Genomic DNA, 15674 nt, shown 5'->3' on the forward strand with positions numbered 1-15674 from the left:
GTAGACTTAGAAGACATCTTTGAGAAGAAAAAGAGTATAGCATTCTTGTATAAAAAGGGAAATGAAAAATTTGAAATCAATATCGTCGTGTTTTAAGGCATATGACATACGAGGCAAGGTTCCGCAGGAGCTTAATGGTGATCTGGCCTACCGGATCGGTCGTGGTCTGGCTGGGCTTTTCGGCTTGCGGAAAGTGGTAATCGGCAGGGATATCAGGCTCAGCGGCAAAGAGATTGCCGGTCGGCTCAGCGACGGTCTGCGGCAAGGAGGATGCGATGTCCTCGATTGCGGTCTTTGCGGGACCGAGGAAATATATCATGCGGTTTTCAGTCTGGAGGGCCAGGGTGTGGACGGCGGCGTTATCGTTACAGCCAGCCATAATCCTGCCGACTATAACGGCATGAAGATCGTCACTTCCGGAGCACGTCCTCTCTCCGGCAACACCGGGCTGCAAAAGCTGGCCGAATATACGGTTGAGGAGCCCGCGGAGGCGCCGGTACGCAATCCTGGGAAATATTCCGCTTTGAGCTGCAGGAAGGAATATATCGAACACCTGCTGGGCTATATCAAAAAGGAGGCGCTCATGCCTCTGAAGGTCGTGGTCAACAGCGGTAATGGCTGTGCCGGGCAGGTAATTGACCTTCTGGAGGAGCATCTTCCCTTTACCTTTCATAAACTTCATCATCAGCCTGACGGTCATTTTCTGCATGGAGTTCCAAACCCGCTGCTTCCTGAAAAGAGGGAAGAAACTTCTCGTGCCGTCTTGGAGCATGGCGCCGATTTGGGCCTGGCCTGGGACGGAGATTTTGACCGCTGCTTCTTCTGGGATGAAAAGGGGGAGTTCATCGAAGGCTATTATCTTGTCGGGCTGCTCGCTAAAGAAATGCTCAACAAATATCCCGGCGAAAAGATCCTCCACGATCCCAGGCTGATCTGGAATACCATGGATCAGGTGAGAAAGTGTGGCGGGATTCCGGTTATGACCAGGACCGGCCATGCCTTTATAAAAGAGCGGATGCGTCACGAGAACGCCCTTTATGGGGGCGAAATGTCGGCCCATCACTATTTCAGGGATTTTGGCTTCTGCGACTCCGGCATGATACCCTGGCTGTTGATATGCTCGCTGCTGAGCAAGGTAAAAAAGCCCCTCTCCAGTCTGGTTGAAGACATGGTTGCCGCCTATCCGGTTTCGGGGGAGATCAACAGCATCGTCGAGGATGCCGACGGCGTCATCCGCAAAATCGAGGAGCGCTATGGTGACGGCGACAGGGATTATGTCGATGGCCTCAGCGTAACCTATGAAAATTTCAGATTCAATATCCGAAAATCGAATACCGAGCCCTTGCTGCGGCTTAATGTTGAGAGCCGCGCTGACAACAGCCTGCTGAAAGAAAAGACCGAGGAGCTTTTGCGGCTGATAAACGAATAATTTGACCTTGTTTGGAACTGAAGAGGTTTCATGTGATACAAATTCAACCCATTATACTTGCAGGGGGCAGCGGCTCCCGGCTCTGGCCGGTTTCCCGCGAAATCTATCCCAAGCAACTGCTCCGCCTGACCTGCAACAGGTCGCTTTTGCAGTCCACTCTGGAGCGGGTATACAGGATGGACGGCAACATCCTGCCGCCCATAATAGTGGTTTGTGAAGAACACAGATTCGTCACCAGGCAGCAGGTTGAAGAACTGGGAATATTCCCGGAATATACCATCCTGCTGGAACCGTTTGACAGAAATACCGGTCCCGCCGTCTGTGGGACCGCCGAATATGTGCGGCTGCAACGAGATGAAACGACTATTATGCTTGTGCTGCCATCGGATCATCTGATCAGCAAGGAGCAGGAGTTTCTGGACGCGGTCGAAAAAGCGGTGGTGCTGGCCCAAAATGGACGTATCGTCACCTTCGGCATTCAGCCTCAAAGTCCGGAAACCGGCTATGGCTATATCGAAGCGGGTGAGAATGGAGCAGTCCTCTCCTTTCGAGAAAAACCGGGAATCGAACTGGCCAGGGAATATCTCAGCAGGGAGAACTGGTACTGGAACAGTGGAATGTTCACCTGCAGTGTGAAGACATTGCAGAAGGAAATGGCAAACCATTGCCTCCGGCTGCAGGAACATATGGTGCAAGCCATCAAAAACGGCGGCAGAGATGGTCTCTTCTTTCGTTTTGATTCGGTGAGCATGGCCGGTGTCGAGAATATCTCCATTGATTATGCTCTCATGGAAAAAACGGAATGTGCCTCGGTTGTTCTTGTGGATCTCGACTGGAGGGATGTAGGTTCCTGGCAGTCCTTATGGGAGATAATGGAAAAGGATGCAGACGGCAATGCCCACTGGGGAGATGTCATTCTTGAATCCACCGGCAACTGCCTGATAGCTGCAGAGGATAAACTTGTTGCCGCCGTTGGTCTGGAAGATACAGTAGTGGTGGAGACGGCGGATGCTGTGCTGGTGTCATCCATGTCCTCGGTGCAGGGGGTCAAAAAAGTCGTTGAGTATCTCAAGGCAAAGAACAGGGACGAGTGCCGCTTTCATCGCACGGTTTTTCGCCAATGGGGAAGTTGCACCGTGTTGGAGGCCAGAGAGCTTTACAAGATAAGCAGAATTGTAGTGAACCCCGGTGCCGGCCTTTCCCTGCAGAAACATTATCATCGATATGAACACTGGGTGGTAGTCAGAGGTACCGCGCGAATCACCAGCGGCAAGGATGTTCTGCTTCTCCGGGAAAACCACTCAAGCTATGTGCCTCCCGGGGTTGTGCACAGGCTGGAAAATCCCGGTACTCTTCCTTTGGAAATGATAGAAATTCAAATCGGCGCTTATCTCGGCGAGGATGATATCGTGCGTTATGAGGATGATTACGGCTCAGATCGGAGGTGAAATGTCGTGATGATCCCCCTGTCGCTGCATATCGTCGAACAAGGCGTGGATTGATTCTCTGTTTGCCTCGACAATGCCGCGTTCGGTGATCAGGCCGGTGACCAGCCGTGCCGGGGTGATGTCGAAAGCGTAATTCTCCGCTATGGTATCCCTGCCGGCAATCCAGACGCTCTCGGAGGTTCCGGCATCGGTAACTCCGCTGACTCTGGTAATTTCCTCACCGGAGCGTATCTCAATGGGAATATCCCTGCCGTTGTCCAGATTCCAGTCGAAGGTGGAGGAAGGCAGGGCCACGTAAAAGGGAATGTTATTGTCTTTTGCCGCCAGAGCCTTGAGGTATGTCCCTATCTTATTGGCTACATCACCGGTATGCGTGGTTCTGTCCGTACCGACGATAACCACATCCACCTTGCCTGTTTGCATAAGGTGACCCCCGGCGTTGTCGGTGATCAGGGTGTTGGGAATACCTTCCTGCTGCAACTCCCAGGCTGTCAGCTTGGCTCCCTGATTCCAGGGGCGGGTTTCATCAACCCAGACATGCACGTTGATTCCGGCATCCCGGGCTGCGTAGATTGGGGCAGTTGCGCTGCCGTAATCAACGAAAGCCAGCCAGCCGGCATTGCAGTGGGTCAGGATGTTGACGGGGTCGCCATTTTTTCTTGCACTGATTTTCTTCAGTATTGCTCTGCCATGTTCGCCGACTTTCCTGCAGAACCCGGCATCCTCGTCGGCAATCCGGCAGGCTGTGGCATAGATGATACGGCGTTTTTCCGGGACAGTGTCCACTCCGGCGGCAGCTTGAAGTATGCGGTCCACCGCCCAGCCGAGATTTCTTGCCGTAGGTCTGCTGTCGTTCAGATATTTTCCGGCCGCCTCAAGATCCGCGGTAAAGGTCTTTTCTTGTGCCTCCAGGGCGGCAAGATGCATGGCGAAACCGGCAGTCGCCCCAATCAGGCCTGCTCCGCGAACATGCATATCTCGTATGGCTCTCCAGGCCATTTCCAGATTGGTCAGCTCTTCTATGACGAAATTGTGCGGCAGCTGGCGCTGATCGATGATGCATATGGTGTCGGAGCTGTGGACCGCAGGCCAGATTGTTCTGTAGGATTTTCCGTTGACATTCATTTTAGTACCTTACTCCTGAAAAACTGTCAGAAAAAACAAGAAAACGAATAATGCATTGATAACTGTGAATTGCCCTCTACATCCAAGGTACTTATCCTCTTTTGGGGGTTAGATATTGGATATGGGCTATAATCAAGACCTGAAAAGGCAGAGGGCGGTGGTACCATGTTTTGCTGGATTGTTTCTTAACCGTGGGCGCTCTCGGTCGTATCGAATATTCGTGATTTGAACTGCTGTTTTGCTGAACATAATATGGCTTGTAGAAATTGCAACGCAATAACAGCTTTGTGCATTAGCAATGGCCTTCTCAGATAGATTCAAATATATGCGGGGGGAAGTTCACAAATTATAAGGCTACAAAAATGTAATCATTTTGCTTGTCGTTTACAAAAATGTATAATATTTTTTGTCAAAAAAAATACACAATAAATTGATAAGTAATTTAATCCTATGCATAAAAAATTTTTATCGGAGTTGTGGTACGCTCCTTGGATACTGGATAATAAGTAATGGGTAGTGCATAAATTTAAGAGATTATGCAAATCCAGGCGGAATTGGAGAGGTGCCTGTCGAAAAGATGAGCAGGCGGGGATTTTTAGAAACGGACGGAGAAGACAATGGATAAGGCGGATACGGCATTCATTATAGCCGCTGCAGGCCTGGTATTGCTAATGACCCCCGGGTTGGCGCTATTTTATGGTGGTATGGTTCGCAGTAAGAATGTCCTTGCCACCATTATGCAGAGCCTGTTTATGATTGCCTTAATATCGATAGAATGGGTTTATATCGGCTACTCCATGTCGTTCGGTCCCGATGTCGGCGGAGTTGTCGGCAGTCTTGCCTGGTTTGGCCTCAAGGGGGTAACCAGCGCGCCGAGTCCGGATTATGCAACTACGATTCCGCAGACCGTCTTTATGATTTATCAGTGCATGTTCGCTGTGATAACCCCTGCCCTCATTGCCGGTGCCTTTGCCGAGAGGGTCCGTTTTGCTCCTTTTCTGCTGTTTTCGGTGCTCTGGGCTATACTTGTCTATAATCCGGTCTGTCATTGGATCTGGGGAAGCGGCGGATGGCTTGGCAGCATGGGAGTGCTTGATTTTGCCGGCGGTTTGGTGGTTCACCTAACCTGTGGGGTGGCGGCGTTGGCAGGGGTGCTGGTCATCGGTCCAAGGAAAGGGTACGGCAGAACCAGTTTTATGCCCCATAATCTGCCGATGACGGTGCTGGGGACGGGCCTGCTGTGGTTTGGCTGGTTTGGCTTCAACAGCGGATCGGCCCTTGCTGCGGATGAGGTTGCCGCCACCGCTTTCGTGGCGACTCATCTTGCCGGTATGGCGGGAATGGCCACCTGGGTAATGATGGAATGGTTGAAACAGGGTAAGGCGACAACACTGGGGGCCGCCTCAGGGGCTATTTCGGGACTTGCCACAATAACACCGACTGCGGGATTTGTCGGTCCTAACGCGGCTATTCTTATTGGCATGATAGCAGGCATCGTCTGTTATTTCGCGGTTAATATAAAGACTAAGCTGCGCCTGGATGATTCACTGGACGTAGTTGGTATCCATGGCGTAGGTGGCGTCGTTGGTACTCTATGTCTCGGTATTTTTGCTTCAAAGGCAATTAATCCGGGTGGTGTTGATGGTCTCATTTACGGGAATCCGGTGCAGCTGTTCATCCAGGTGAAAGGTATCCTGATTGTCGGAGTATATGCCTTTGTGGTCAGTTGGGTACTTTTTAAGGTAATCCATACGGTAATCGGGCTGAGGGTCAGTGCCGAGGACGAGGTGCGGGGGCTTGATTCAACGCAGCATTCCGAGACGGCTTACAACACTCCAGGCTGAGCGCTCAAAATACCATTGCTCCCCCTGTTTTGTGGAAAACGTGTATAGTGTAGTTGTGTGAGTGTTGAGGAAAATAACTGGTGCACCATCCTTTCAGTGGGGCTCTGCGAGATAAGTGACAAAGGGGTTGTGATATGAAAAAGATAGAGGCGATAGTGAAGCCTTTCAAGCTGGATGATGTCAAAGAGGCATTAAATGAAATCGGGATCCAGGGGATGACCCTCTCGGAGGTCAAAGGCTATGGCCGCCAGAAAGGCCATAAGGAAATTTATCGCGGCGCCGAATATATTGTTGATTTTATTCCGAAAATAAAAATAGAAATAGTTGTCGCCGCTGATCGGGCGGATGCGGTTGTCGAGGTCATCAGAAAAGCGGCGAATACCGGAAAAATCGGTGACGGCAAGATCTTCGTCATGCCCGTCGAGCGGGTAGTGCGGGTGCGCACCGGAGAGGAAAACAGGGACGCGCTATAGCGTATGAAGCTTCCAATACGAGCAAAAAGAGAAGCGCTCGAAGCTCTCTGGCAGCAGGGTCTGAGCGGTCAAGCCCTGTTGCGGGGGCAGGCGAAACTGGTGGATGATTTTGTTCAGGAGCGTTTTCTGGGGGCGGATATCGCCGCTGTCGCTGAATCCGTGGCGTTGGTTGCTCTTGGCGGCTATGGCAGGCAAGAACTATTCCCCTATTCCGATATCGATTTAATGATTCTTTTTCGTCCGGATGTCAGGGACGATATCGGCCGGGTTGCGGATGCGGTCCTCTATCCTCTCTGGGACACGGGGCTTGAAGTGGGACATGGCGTGCGCAGTGTGGAAGAGGCGGTGGCGCTGGCCGGAGAAGACTTCTTTTTTCGGGTGGCCCTGCTCGATGCCAGGCTGCTCGCCGGGTCGCAACTCCTCTATTTTGAACTGCTTTCCACCTATCGCTCGCAGTTTGTCGAAGGGCGACGCCGGGAGTTTGTTGAAACCATGGAACGCTTCCGGCGTGAGCGCCGTGAAAAATACGGGAGCCACTCCTATCTGCTCGAACCGCACATCAAGGAGGGCAAGGGCGGGCTGCGCGATATCCAGTCAATGCTCTGGACAGCAGCGGTCGTCTATGGTCTTGAGGGTTTAAACGGCATCGTTAACGCCGGCATTCTCGCTCCCGAGGAGCAGGCCCCTTTCGTGGCCTCCTGGGATATGCTGATCAGGATACGGAACAGGCTGCATTATGTTTCCGGACGAAAGAATGACCAGCTCCACTTTGAACAGCAGGAGGAGATCGCCGAAGCCTTTTCCTACCGTGACCACGAAGGCTCTCTCGCTGTCGAGGTCTTTATGCGGGACACCTACGCTCACATGCAGAACATTGCCGTTGTCACTGATCAGTTTTTCGCCCATGTCGCTGATGTTTTGGAGATCGGCGGTGACGGAGAGGTTGCGGATAAAGTGATTGAAAAGGGTGTCGAGCTGCGTGGTGGAACCCTCCATCTCGTTGCTTCGCCGGACGATCTGCGGAAAAAACCGCACCTGTTGCTCCGTCTGTTTCTTGCCTCCGGACGTCTTGGAGTACCGGTGCATCATCGTTCGCGAAAGATGGTATCGGCCAATCTTAACCTCATAACTGCAAAGGTGCGGAGCTCTACCCGTGCCGCCAAAGCATTTCTGGCCATCCTTGAAAATAGCGTCAATGTTGCCGACGTCCTCGGAGTAATGCTGGAGACAGGGCTGCTTTCGGCCTATATTCCTGAGTTTTCCAGGATCCATACCCTGGTTCAGCATGATGTCTATCATGTTTATACCGTTGACCGTCATTCACTGCAGGCCGTCGATGAACTTCAGCGGGTTGTGGCGGAGCAGGAAGCTGCCTTTACTCTGGTCGAATATTCCTGGGTCATGTTTCTGGGGGCGCTGCTTCACGATATCGGCAAGGGTTCCGGCAGGGATCACTCCCGGGAAGGCGCGGAAATTGTAGGCGGCATCGGGCTTCGCATGGGACTGAGTGAAAAGGAGTCCAGCGAGTTACGCTTCCTGGTGGAGCACCATCTCTTTATGCCGGAAAACGCCCTGAGGCGGGATCTGAACGACAGTGAATTCATTAAAAACTGTGCGCAACAAATCGGGACCCCGGCACGGCTCGGAATGCTCTATCTTGTTGCCATAGCAGATTCCAGAGCAACGGGGCCATCGGCCTGGAGTGAATGGAAAGCCTCTTTGCTGCAGGAGATGTTTCTCAAGATCAAGCCTTATCTTGAATTTTCTGGATTTGATCATGCCCATGCCGGTCTGGTCGAGAGCCAGGTTGAGCAGGGAGTTCTCTGGCTTAGAGAGCAGGTATCCGAACTGCTTGCCGGGAAGGATGGTCTTAAAATCACAGTTGATGAGCTCTCTCCGGATTATCTGCTTTCCTTTAATTCTGGAACGGTGGCAAGACATGTTGTTACGCACCGTGATAATTATCGCCTTCTCCGTCAAAAGTCGTTGGTGTTTGCCGAGGAGGAGAAGGAATACTGGTCGCTGTTGATCATGGCCACTGATCAGGCCGGCCTGCTCGCCAAGATTTGCGGTGTCATGGCCTTGAACAACCTGACCGTGCTTAATGCACGGATATTTACCTGGAATGACGGAACCGTGGTTGATGTGCTTGATGTCCGCCCAACCGATGGTACATCCTTTTCCGAGAGAGACTGGCGTTCTCTTAACAAAGAGCTCGATCTTGCCATTGCCCATCGTTTGGGGCTGAGTCACAGGCTTTTCAATAAGCTTGCCGATGCATACGGCCGCCGAAGGGAACTGCTTTCCAAAGAGCAGCCGAAGGTGGTAATGGATAACGAAACTTCTGCCCGCTATACCGTCATAGAGGTGTATGGCACGGACAGAGAGGGGCAGCTCTACAGAATTACGCAGACCATGGCGGATTTCGGGTTAAGTATCTACAAGGCATTCATTGCGACTGAGGTGGAGCGATTGATTGATGTCTTCTATGTACTTGACAACAACAACGCAAAAATACAAGACAATGATTTTAAAAAGGAAATAGTAAATGGGCTGCTGTATACGATTAGCCTGGAAAATGAGAAAAAATAACATTCTTGTAACAAAAAAGTATTTACATATTACGTTTTGTGTAATAAATAGTAAAAAAAGGGGTTTTTCGATCGTAGATGATTTGAGGCCGAGAATTGGCGAAATATTATAACTAAGGAGACAGGTAAAATGACTAGAGAAGAAATAATGAAGACTATTAAAGAACAGAACATTCGCTATTTTCGTCTTCAATTTGTCGACATTTTTGGTTTAATGAAGAATGTCGCGCTCCCACTGAGCCAGATAGAGAAGGCTCTTGACGGCGATATGATGTTTGATGGCTCATCCATCGACGGTTTTGCCAGAATCAATGAATCAGATATGTACCTTAAACCGGATTATGATACCTTTACCGTGCTGCCCTGGCGCAACAAGCAGGGGGTGGCAGCTGCACGTATCATCTGTGATGTCTATAAATCAAACGGGAAACCATTCGAGGGCTGTCCCCGGGTCAATCTGAAGAGGGTTCTGGCAGAGGCCCGGGAAATGGGCTTTACAATGAATGTTGGGACCGAATCCGAGTTTTTCCTCTTTGAGAAAGATGCGAATGGCGCTCCGACCACCAGAACCAATGATGTAGCCGGTTACTTTTCTCTGGATCCCGAAGATACTGCCAACGACTGCCGACGTGAAATCATTGAAACCCTGGAGATGATGGGCTTCGAGATCGAGGCCTCCCACCACGAGGTTGCTGAGGGCCAGCACGAGATCAACTTCAAATATGCCGATGCCCTTGCTGCTGCGGATAATACCGTTACCTTTAAGTGGGTGGTCAAGACCATAGCCAAAAATTACGGTCTTCATGCAACCTTTATGCCCAAGCCGATATTCGGAATTAATGGTTCGGGAATGCACACCAACCAGTCTCTTTTTCATCTTGACGGCACCAATGCCTTCTATGATGATGCCGACTCGCTGCAGCTCTCTGAAGTCGCCTATCAATACATCGCCGGTGCATTAAAAAATGCCCGCGGGTTTGCCGCCATCACCAATCCGCTGGTCAACTCCTATAAGCGCCTGGTGCCCGGTTATGAGGCTCCGGTGTATGCGGCATGGTCTGCCTCCAACCGCTCCGTTCTCATCCGGATTCCTGCGGCACGGGGTATGTCCACCAGAACAGAGATTCGCTGTCCCGATCCGACCTGCAATCCTTATCTGGCTTTTGCCATGATGCTCAATTCAGGTCTTGACGGAGTGAAGAATAAGCTCCAGCCGCCTCCTTCGGTCAACAAAGATCTCTTTGAGATGACCAGTGCGCAGATGAGTGAGGAGGGCATTACCGTTCTTCCTGCAAATCTCATGGAAGCCATTGAGGAACTCAGGGCAAATCCGATCGCCAGAGAAACTCTCGGTAATCATATCTTCGAGAAATTTATCGAGGCAAAAATCAAGGAATGGGATGCTTTCCGAACCAATGTTTCCCAGTGGGAACTTGATGAATACCTGGCAATATACTGATCCTTGATGATCTCGTAAAAATCATCGCAGTTGCCGAGATGGATGAGTACATCATCCCTTACAGCTGATAAGACAAGCCCGCATACTTTTGCAGTATGCGGGCTTTTTTTCTCTCCCCGGAGTACATCCCTTGCCATTTTTGCTGATCCACATTAAAGAATATGGAGGTTTTATTGCAAAGGAAAAGATGGATGGGATCAGGAAAAAACAGAAAATACATGACCGTTTCCGGGGTGCTGCCAGAGGTGGTTCGCCATCAGGGTTGGGCTGCCAAGCTTGAGATGCATTCCTTCTTTCCCATCTGGGAGAAGGTGGTGGGGGAAAATGTTGCCTGCTGTTCCCGGCCTTTAAAGATCGTCAAGGATGTTCTCTGGCTGGAGGTGGAAAGCTCCACCTGGATGCAGCAGCTGCAGTTCGAGAAGATGCGGATATTGGATGATATCAATGCAACGCTCACCAGATCGCGTATCCGCGACATCAGATTTCTCCTGCCGCGGGATGAAGAACAGGGACCTTCCAAAGAGCTGCCGGAAATCATCTTTGTTTCCCCGGATCCGGAGGCATTGCGTAAATTTGAAAAGCAGGTCGGAATAATCGAGGACGAAGCCATTCGGGAATCGCTTATCCGCCTATGGTATCTGACCAAGGCCTGCCGCCGTAAGCAGAAAAGCTGATAGTGCCGGCGGCAGCCGGCCAATGAAATAGCAGGAAAAAGAAGGAAAGAAGTCACATGCTTTTAAATACCATACTGGATGCGATCGGCAATACGCCGCTTGTTCGTATAAACCGTCTTGTCAAACCCGGCAAGCTTCGGGTATATGGCAAAATAGAATCCGCCAATCCCGGTGGTTCCGTTAAGGAAAGGATTTCCCTCTCCATGATCGAGGCCGGCGAGGCCAGCGGTGAGCTCACCAAGAATAAAATTGTCCTCGAGGCTACCAGCGGCAACACCGGTATTGGTCTGGCCATGGTCTGTGCCGCCAAGGGATACCGCTGTGTTTTGGTTATGCCGGAATCGGCCTCCGTCGAGCGGCGTAAGATAATGCAGGCCTACGGCGCCGAAATTCTGCTTACCCCCGCCAACAGAAGCACCGACGGGGCCATCGAGAAGTCATATGCCATGGCGCGCGAGTTTCCGGAGCGCTATTTTCTCACCGACCAGTTCAACAACGAAGCCAACTGGAGGGCCCATTATAATCATACAGCACCCGAGATCTGGAAGCAGACCGGCGGCAAACTCACACATATTGTCGCCACCCTTGGAACCTCGGGTACCGTGATGGGACTGTGCGCCTGGTTTAAGGAGCATCAGCCTCAGGTGCGAGTCATCGCGGTCGAGCCGCATCTTGGTCATAAAATCCAGGGGCTCAAGAACATGAAAGAGTCCTATAAGCCTGGTATCTTTAATAAGAACGTTCCCGATGAAGTGGTCTGGATTGAGGATGAGAATGCCTTTAATATGGCGCGCAAGCTCGCTTCCCATGAAGGAATTCTGGTTGGCATGTCCAGTGGCGCAGCCATGTCCGCGGCCCTTGATTACGCCAGACATCTCGAGGAGGGGCTGATGGTGGTCATCCTGCCCGACGGCGGTGAGAGATATCTGAGTACTCCGCTCTTTACTAAGCAGGAAAAGAGCGATGGCAAAAAGTCAGAGCTACGCTTCTTCAATACCATCAGCAAGAAGAAGGAGGTTTTTGTGCCGCAGAACGAGGATGAGGTCACCATCTATTCCTGCGGTCCCACGGCCTATGAACCTGCCGATCTCCTGCTCTGTCGCCGCTTCATCGTTACCGATCTGATTACCCGGTATCTGGAAATAAAAGGGATGAAGGTACGTTCCTATATGAACTTCACCGACCTTGACGACAATACCATCAATGGCGCCGAAGAGGCCGGAGAACCGATAAAGCAGTTTACCGAGCGCTATATCCAGGGATTCATGGATGATATTGATACTCTCGGAGCCAAGCACGCCAGTGGTTATCCCAAGGCCTCGGAAAACGTTCAGGATATGATCGAGATGGCGCATGAGCTGGTGCAGAAAGGCTATGCCTATGAAAAACATGGCTCGATCTATTTCGATATTTCCAAGTTCGAGCGCTACGGCCGCCTCTCCGGGGTCGATCTCAGTAAGATCCAGGTAGGCAAAACCGTCGATCTGGACGATTACGAAAAGGACAACCCCCGAGATTTTACTCTGTTGAAGCGTTCTACCCTGGCAGAGCTGAAAAAAGGGATTTTTTTTGAGAGCGAGTGGGGCAATGTCAGGCCCAGTTGGCATGTGGAGTGCTCCGCCATGGCCACCAGGCATCTGGGCACCACTCTCGATATTCATACCTCGAGCAGGAATCTGATGTTTCCTCACCATGAGAATGAAATTGCCATCGCCGAGGCGCTCACCGGCAAGCCCTTGTCGAAATTCTGGCTTCACTCGGAACTGCTTCTGGTAGACGGCAAGAAGATGTCGAAGGAAACCGGCAATGTCGTCACCGTCAAGGATTTACTGCTACAGGGCTATACCGGCCGTGAGATCCGCTTTATGATGCTCACCGTCCATTACAGAAAGCCTATCAATTTTACGTTGAGAAGGCTGGATAATATCCGTACCGCCCTGCGCCGCCTCGATGAATTTACCTGTAAGCTCAACTGTCTGCCGCCGGGCAAGCCGCATCCAGAGGTGACAGCCTTCGTCTCCGCCATGGAGGAGCAGTTTTTCGAGGCCATGGATGACGATCTCAATGTCTCCAAGGCCATGGCCGCAATCTATAAATTCATCAAGAAAACCAACCCGATTTTGCAGGTTAATCATCTTGACCGCGATCAGAAGAACTATATCCTGGAAAGCCTCAGAAAGATGAACGAGGTCCTGCGAATTTTCAAGCTTCAGGGTTGCCCGCTGGGACGCGAAGTCGATGCCCTGATTAAGCTCAGGGAAAAGGCACGCACCGGCAAGGACTGGCAGGCCGCCGACGCTGCCCGTGAAGAACTTGAACGCCAGGGCATCACCGTTATAGATACGGAGTCGGGGCCGGTCTGGAAAAGAGTAAAAGAAATAGAGTAGTACCAAGAATGGAGTTGCTTTTTGCAACTTTCTGGTTAATATGTCGACCGGTGCTTTCCCGCCACACACCGACATCAAAATATATGCGCCAGTAGCTCAGCTGGATAGAGCAACGGACTTCTAATCCGTAGGTCGCAGGTTCGAATCCTGCCTGGCGTACCAGTTTTTCCAAGGCTTCTCCGTTTGAAAAATAATTGGTTCACTTAGTTTCTATTATGATGAGGATCATTTGTTCGTATTCCGATAACGCGAGCAGGATTACCGGCGAGAATTGCGAATGGGGGATATTTCTTAGCGCCCACTACGGCACCCGCCGAGACAACAGTGCCATCTCCGAGTACGGTACCAGGCATTATAAAGGCATTAGAACCTATCCAGCAGTCCCGGCCGATTATAATTTTCTTATACTCTGTTCCCTGTTTTTGGATAGGGATATCGGTACTGTCCGTGATGTGGTTCTGAGTCCAAATCTTCACCCCCGGGCCAATTATAGTGTAATCGCCGATTTCAAGGCTACCGCTTGCTTGAATAAAACAGTCAACGCCGATATTGATGTAGTCACCTAAATAAATCTTGTGGATTTGTCGGAACCGGAAACCTTCATGGATTTTGATGTTCGTTCCGGTTGAGCCGAATTTCCCGATCAACAAACATTTTCGCAACTGAAAGCCATATTGTCCCGGCAGATTACGGACCAGCGCATATAAGAAGAGAGAACGCTCCCAGCTGCTCCACATAGCTCGCCATATTTCCTTCAGTATCTTCATCTGTTGGATTCTCTTTGGATTTTATTTCTCCATGATAACCATATCGTTTTTTGGATACTCATTATCTTGCGCCACATTTAACCGAGCCAATGATAAAGAAAATCAGACATCCTTTTCATTGTATTTCTCTGAAGTAAAGAAAATTGACTATTTTTCCAGTGGATTTAAGGCATTGGTCCAAATGTCGAGCCATTGCCGTTCGCAGGAGTGAGGCTGCTTCAGCCTGGTCATTTCGCGGGCCAGAGAAAGTATACGACCTGCGTACCAAAATAAATTTGCCTGCCATAATCCTAGGCGGCCATAGAATTTGGCATAGTAACGGTTACGTGAAGAATACCAATATTTAGGGGGACGTTTTCTCGCAGCCGACAATTGTTTGACTGGCCCACTACCTCCTCGAAGATGTACTACACGTGCAGCCGGCCAGTGTAATATATCCAGCCCTACCTCGCGTGCTCGTCGGCAGAAATCCATATCATCGAAGTACATGAAGTAGCCTTCGTCAAGCAAGCCAATGCGATCTAACGCCTCTTTCCGGATCAGTACACAGGCGAAACTTGTCCAATCAGGTGTCATTGGTTGGTGGGGATCAGAGTAGGTTATCCCCTGGTAAGCAAATAGCTTCTCCACCATTCCAGTCCGCGCAGCGGCAAAAAACTCATGAGAAGGGCGCCAAAAACGAAAGCAGCTTTCCTGGGGTTTCCTGTCAGGCCATTCCAACCTCGGGCTAAATAGGAAAATTTCTTTATATCTTTCACTGGCATATAGTAGCTGCTTGATTGCGTCGGGCCGGACAACAGTATCACTGTTGAGCAAAAGGTAGAATTTTGAATTGGTCCGCCGGATTCCATAGTTATTTCCAGCTGAAAAACCTCCGTTTTTTGGGGACCGCAAGAGGCGTACCCATTGTGTCCAGCTTCGTTCCTTGATGAACTGTTCGATTAAAAAATCAGATCCATCGTTAGACGCGTTATCGACAATGACCACAATATCGCGCTGCGGGTCAAGCTGGCCGTTGAGACTTTCGAGACAATTCCGAATGAAATTTGGCGTTCGGTAATTGATGATTATAATAGCAAGTCGAAAAATCATCTGCTTTCGAGTGTTCATTTTATCCGTTGCGATTTACCTCGGCCGTAAACCGATTGACAGAAGTATCCTTTTGCGCAAAGTCCTGGATATGTTGGTAAGAGATAAGTGCCCCGGCAATGACAAAATAAATAGGGCTGATCATTGCATTTGCCATGGAGTCGATAGTAAATCCTAAAAGCACCACTGAGAGTGCGGCCGCAGGGCCGTTTACAGGCTGGGACCATTCAACCGCGGGTAAACGTTTGATCAGCAACAGGATCGGCCATAGCAGCACTATATAGAGGCTTAGCAAGCCAAGAAAACCATTCTGGCCAAAAACAATAATCCAAAAGCTGTCAGTGACAGAATTTTGTTTCCCTGGGCACCCTGTGTCTCTATTGACGCG

At 50.5% G+C, this 15674-nt stretch carries 11 protein-coding genes, 1 tRNA gene and 1 pseudogene; 9 read left to right on the top strand and 4 right to left on the bottom strand.

Translation table 11 applies throughout. The annotated features are described in order from the left end of the window. Positions 1-61: 61 nt before the first annotated feature. On the top strand, positions 62-1429 hold the full coding sequence (locus JWG88_RS12985) for a phosphohexomutase domain-containing protein (RefSeq protein ID WP_205234200.1): 1368 nt from the start codon (positions 62-64) through the stop codon (positions 1427-1429). Between the two features lie 32 nt (positions 1430-1461). Beyond that, positions 1462-2877, top strand: coding sequence for a mannose-1-phosphate guanylyltransferase/mannose-6-phosphate isomerase (locus JWG88_RS12990; RefSeq protein ID WP_205234201.1), 1416 nt, complete (start codon positions 1462-1464; stop codon positions 2875-2877). On the opposite strand, the gene mtnA is transcribed toward JWG88_RS12990, so the two are convergent. After that, positions 2863-4002 carry an S-methyl-5-thioribose-1-phosphate isomerase gene (gene mtnA, locus JWG88_RS12995; protein WP_205234202.1) on the bottom strand — a complete coding sequence of 380 codons (1140 nt, stop codon included), beginning with the start codon at positions 4000-4002 and terminating at the stop codon, positions 2863-2865. The genes JWG88_RS12990 and mtnA overlap by 15 nt on opposite strands. A gap of 617 nt (positions 4003-4619) precedes the next feature. On the opposite strand from mtnA, the gene JWG88_RS13000 reads away from it, so the two are divergent. The 7 genes from JWG88_RS13000 to JWG88_RS13030 all read left to right on the top strand — a co-directional run bounded on the left by JWG88_RS13000 (position 4620) and on the right by JWG88_RS13030 (position 13592). After that, a complete protein-coding gene (locus JWG88_RS13000) occupies positions 4620-5846 on the top strand; it encodes an ammonium transporter (RefSeq protein ID WP_205234203.1) in 1227 nt (408 codons plus the stop codon). Positions 5847-5980: 134 nt separating this feature from the next. Next, a complete protein-coding gene (locus JWG88_RS13005) occupies positions 5981-6319 on the top strand; it encodes a P-II family nitrogen regulator (protein ID WP_205234204.1) in 339 nt (112 codons plus the stop codon). A 3-nt stretch (positions 6320-6322) separates the two neighbouring features. Then, a complete protein-coding gene (glnD, locus tag JWG88_RS13010; RefSeq protein ID WP_205234205.1) occupies positions 6323-8911 on the top strand; it encodes a [protein-PII] uridylyltransferase in 2589 nt (862 codons plus the stop codon). Between the two features lie 129 nt (positions 8912-9040). Then, positions 9041-10369 carry a type I glutamate--ammonia ligase gene (glnA, locus tag JWG88_RS13015; protein WP_205234206.1) on the top strand — a complete coding sequence of 443 codons (1329 nt, stop codon included), beginning with the start codon at positions 9041-9043 and terminating at the stop codon, positions 10367-10369. Positions 10370-10560: 191 nt separating this feature from the next. Then, positions 10561-11043, top strand: coding sequence for a DciA family protein (locus tag JWG88_RS13020; protein WP_205234207.1), 483 nt, complete (start codon positions 10561-10563; stop codon positions 11041-11043). Between the two features lie 56 nt (positions 11044-11099). Then, entirely contained in the window at positions 11100-13430 is a 2331-nt protein-coding gene (gene cysS / locus JWG88_RS13025; protein WP_205234208.1) for a cysteine--tRNA ligase, read from the top strand. Between the two features lie 85 nt (positions 13431-13515). Then, positions 13516-13592: transfer RNA gene (locus JWG88_RS13030), tRNA-Arg, on the top strand. Between the two features lie 41 nt (positions 13593-13633). Here the strand turns inward: JWG88_RS13030 and JWG88_RS13035 are convergent. From JWG88_RS13035 to JWG88_RS13045, 3 genes and pseudogenes are all read right to left on the bottom strand, one after another. Continuing rightward, positions 13634-14197: an acyltransferase gene (locus tag JWG88_RS13035; RefSeq protein WP_205234209.1), complete on the bottom strand. Its 564-nt coding sequence runs from the start codon at positions 14195-14197 to the stop codon at positions 13634-13636. 147 nt (positions 14198-14344) lie between these two features. Further along, entirely contained in the window at positions 14345-15307 is a 963-nt protein-coding gene (locus tag JWG88_RS13040; RefSeq protein WP_205234210.1) for a glycosyltransferase family 2 protein, read from the bottom strand. A gap of 1 nt (position 15308) precedes the next feature. Then, positions 15309-15674 (bottom strand): annotated as a pseudogene (locus JWG88_RS13045) (hypothetical protein); the annotation flags it as partial.

Source organism: Desulfopila inferna, from assembly GCF_016919005.1.
Classification (GTDB): Bacteria; Desulfobacterota; Desulfobulbia; order Desulfobulbales; family Desulfocapsaceae; genus Desulfopila_A; species Desulfopila_A inferna.